Source organism: Polaromonas sp. P1_G2 (assembly GCF_056405515.1).
Genome location: NZ_JBFUBY010000322.1, coordinates 1 through 4254, shown reverse-complemented (window position 1 = coordinate 4254; position 4254 = coordinate 1). Strand labels below are relative to the sequence as shown.

The 4254-nt window shown below is 66.2% G+C and carries 3 protein-coding genes; all 3 read left to right on the top strand.

What is annotated here, in order from left to right:
- Positions 1 to 1018 (top strand): AAA family ATPase (locus AC1D0P_RS22585; protein WP_477678792.1); only part of this gene is annotated, 1018 nt, incomplete at its 5' end.
- Positions 1019 to 1126: 108 nt separating this feature from the next.
- Complete coding sequence (gene cls, locus AC1D0P_RS22580) at positions 1127 to 2584, top strand: cardiolipin synthase (RefSeq protein ID WP_477678791.1); 1458 nt, start codon at positions 1127 to 1129, stop codon at positions 2582 to 2584.
- A gap of 20 nt (positions 2585 to 2604) precedes the next feature.
- Positions 2605 to 4074, top strand: coding sequence for an exodeoxyribonuclease I (gene sbcB, locus AC1D0P_RS22575; RefSeq protein ID WP_477678790.1), 1470 nt, complete (start codon positions 2605 to 2607; stop codon positions 4072 to 4074).
- Positions 4075 to 4254: the final 180 nt, after the last annotated feature.

Here is a 4254-nt window from a genome sequence, read left to right as displayed (position 1 = left end):
CATCCCGCCCGCCAACGTCTCCAACGACGACCGCGGCAAGCTCAAGACGCTGGAACGCGACCTCAAGAGCGTGGTCTTYGGCCAGGACAAGGCGCTCGACGTGCTTTCGTCAGCCGTCAAGATGGCGCGCTCGGGCCTGGGCAAGGACGACAAGCCCATCGGCTCCTTCCTGTTCTCCGGCCCCACGGGCGTCGGCAAGACGGAAGCCGCCAAGCAACTGGCCTACATCATGGGCATTGAGCTGATCCGCTTCGACATGTCCGAGTACATGGAGCGCCATGCCGTGAGCCGCCTGATAGGCGCGCCCCCGGGCTACGTCGGTTTCGACCAGGGCGGCTTGCTGACCGAGGCCATCACCAAGAAGCCGCACGCGGTGCTGCTGCTCGACGAGATCGAAAAGGCGCACCCGGACATCTTCAACGTGCTGCTGCAGGTCATGGACCACGGGACGCTGACGGACAACAACGGGCGCAAGGCCGATTTCCGCAATGTCATCATCGTCATGACCACCAACGCCGGTGCCGAGACGATGAACAAGGCGACCATCGGCTTTACCAATCCGCGCGAGTCCGGCGACGAGATGGCCGACATCAAGCGCCTGTTCACGCCCGAGTTCCGCAACCGCCTGGATGCGACCGTGAGCTTCAAGGCGCTCGACGAAACCGTCATCCTGCGCGTGGTTGACAAGTTCCTGCTGCAGCTCGAGACCCAGCTGGCCGAGAAGAAGGTTGAGGTCACCTTCACCGACACGCTGCGCAAGTACCTCGGCAAGAAGGGCTTCGACCCGCTGATGGGCGCACGCCCGATGCAGCGCCTGATCCAGGACACGATTCGCCGCGCCCTGGCCGACGAACTGCTGTTCGGCCGCCTGATGGACGGCGGGCGCCTCACGGTCGACATGAAAGTGACGGCCGACGAAAAAGGCGTGGAAACTGGCGAGGTCGAACTCGACATCCAGCCGCTGCCCAAGAAAGAGGGCAAGGCCAAACCCGAAGCCGAAGCGGCTGAGACCAACTGAGGGCTTGGCAGGCGCTGATTTTTCAGCACCCACCCAAAAGGCCGGTAGCATCACGCTATCGGCCTTTTTTCATGCCCGCCAGCGCCGCCAACCCCTTCAAATCCTGTCTTGACGCTTCCCGAACTCAGCTCCGAATGGAAAACCGGCCTTTCCCTGGCCTGGAGCGCCTACATCGCGGTGCTGTCCATCTGGATCGTGATGCAAAAGCGCGCCCCGGTGTCCACCATGAGCTGGATACTGTCGCTGGCCTTGCTGCCTTTCGCGGGCTTTGTCGTCTATTACTTCCTCGGGCCCCAGCGCCTGAAAAAGCAGCGTCTCAAGCGCCTGCGCAGCCGTGCCGGCGAGCGCGCGGGCGCGGACCTGGCCTTGCTGCGCGAGGCCGCGGAAATGGCGCCCGCGGCCCTGCGGCAGATGGCCGCGCTGGGCACCGCCGCCTGCGGCTTGCCGGTATCCAGCGCGACCTCGGTCGAGCTGCTCTCGGGCGGCGCCCGCACCTTTGACCGCATCTTCGAGGCGGTGCGCGAGGCCCGCGACCACGTCCACCTCGAGTACTACATTTTCGAGCCCGACCAGATCGGCACCCAGCTGCGCGACCTGCTGGTGCAAAAAGCCGGGGAGGGCGTCACGGTGCGGCTGCTGGTCGACGCGTTGGGCTCCAAGCGCCTGGGCAGCAGCTTCCTGGCGCCGCTGCTGGCCGCCGGAGGCCAGGTCGCGTTTTTCCACGACACCCGCATAGGCCGGCGGCTGCGCCCGGTGACCAACTACCGCACGCACCGCAAGATCGTGGTCTGCGACGGCAGCATAGGCTTTACCGGCGGCGTCAACATCACCGACGAAGAAGACCGGCGCACCCGCAGCGACGCCTACCACGATGTGCACCTGCGCATAGAAGGCAGCGCCGTGCGCTGGCTGCAGACCACCTTCCTCGAGGACTGGGCCTATACCACCGGCGAGTCCCTGAACGACGGGCAGCGCGCCTTGCCGCAGCTGTTGCCGCGGCTGCAGCCCGAAGCCGAGGCCGGCGAGATACCGGTGCAGATCGTCACCAGCGGGCCCGACACCACGCTGGAGCCCATACACCGCATGCACGTGGCGGCCATCAACGCCTCTTGCCAGCGCGCCTGGCTGACCACGCCGTACTTCGTGCCCGGCGAGCCCGCGCTGATGGCGCTGACCAGCGCCGCACTGCGCGGCGTCGACGTGCGCCTGCTGGTGCCGCGCCGCAGCGACAGCCTGATCGTCAGCGCCGCCGCGCGCTCCTACTACGACGAGCTGATCGCCGCCGGCGTCAAGGTCTGGGAATACAAGGCCCGCATGCTGCACTCCAAGACCCTGGTGGTCGACGACCACTGCGCCATGGCCGGCACTGCCAACTTCGACAACCGCAGCTTCCGCCTGAACTTCGAGGTCATGGCGGTGGTCTACGGCCCGGCGCTGGCCGGGCCGCTGGCCGAGCAGTTTGAAACCGACCTGCGCAGCGCCGCCGCCGTGCGCGCCCACAGGCCGCAGCGCTTTTTGGTACGGCTGGCCGACGCCACCGCGCGGCTGTTTTCCCCCTTGCTTTAACCATCCTTCCGAGAAGCTTCATGGCCTCCCACACCTTTCTCTGGCACGACTACGAGACTTTCGGCATCAACCCCCGGCGCGACCGTCCCGCGCAGTTCGCCGGCATACGCACCGACGCCGAACTCAATGAAATCGGCGAGCCGCTGATGCTCTACTGCAAACCCGCCAACGACTATCTGCCCGACCCGGAGTCCTGCCTGCTCACCGGCATCACGCCGCAGCTGTGCCTGGAGCGCGGCGTGGCCGAGCACGAATTCGCCGCCCGCATCGAGGCCGTGCTGGCCGAGCCCGGCACCATAGGCGTGGGTTACAACACCATCCGCTTTGACGACGAGGTCACACGCCACCTGTTCTGGCGCAACCTCATCGACCCCTATGCGCGCGAGTGGCAGAACGACTGCGGCCGCTGGGATCTGCTGGACGTGGTGCGCATGGCCTATGCGCTGCGGCCCGAAGGCATCACCTGGCCGCGCAAGCCCGACGAGCGCTTTCCCGACGACCCGAAGGCGACCCGGCCCAGCTTCAAGCTCGAAGACCTGGCGCGCGCCAACGGCCTGATGCATGACGCGGCGCACGATGCGTTGTCCGACGTGCGCGCCACCATCGCGCTGGCCCGGCTGATCCGCCAGGCGCAGCCCAAGCTCTTCGACTTTGCCTTGAGCCTGCACAAGAAGGACCGCGTCGCCGCCGAACTCGGCCTGCCCACCAGCCCGCAGACGGCCCAGCCCTTTCTGCACATCTCGGRCATGTTCCCGCCCGAGCGCGGCTGCCTGGGCGTCATGTGGCCGCTGGCCACCCATCCCACCAACAAGAACGAACTGCTGGCCTGGGACCTGTCGCAAGACCCCAGCGAGCTGCCGCTGCTGGACGTCGCCACGCTGCGCCAGCGCCTCTTCAGCAAATCCGCCGACCTGCCCGAGGGCGTGCAGCGCCTGCCCATCAAGTCGGTGCACCTCAACAAGTCGCCCATGGTGGTGCGCAAACTCGCCACCCTGACGCCCGAGATGGCGGCCCAGTGGGGCGTGGACATAGACGCCGCCCTGCGCAACGCCGAAAAAGCCGCCGGCCTGCCCGACATGAGCGCCATCTGGCCGGAAGTCTTTCAGCGCCCCAAAGAAGGCACGCCCGACGTCGATGAAGACCTCTACGGCGGCTTCATCAACAACACCGATCGGCGCCGCCTGAACCAGCTGCGCGCGCTATCGCCCGCAGAACTCGCCCACAGCCGAACCGGTTTTGACGACGACAGGCTCGAAGAAATGCTGTTCCGCTACCGCGCCCGCAATTTCCCCGAGACCCTGTCGCCCGAGGACGCCGAGCGCTGGGAGGCGCACCGCGTCGCCTGGCTGCTCGAAGGCGAGGGCGGGGCGCGCAATGTGGATGCGTTGTTCGCGCGGATCGACACGCTCTCGGAAACTGCCGACGAACGGGGGGAAGGGATTTTGGGCTCGCTTTATGAATATGCGGAGTTTGTGGCGCCAGAGGTTTAGGTGCCGGGTCTTGCGCCGGCAGGCGCCGCTCCCTCTGTTCTCTCTTCTAAGTTCTGCTGGCCGGGGGTTGCCCGGCAGCAAGTAACTTTCTTTTGCTTCGCCAAAAGAAAGTCACCAAAGAAAAGGCGACCCGCAGTCTGGGTCCCTACGCTTCGCTTCGGGCAACCTGCGGTGCTCGAC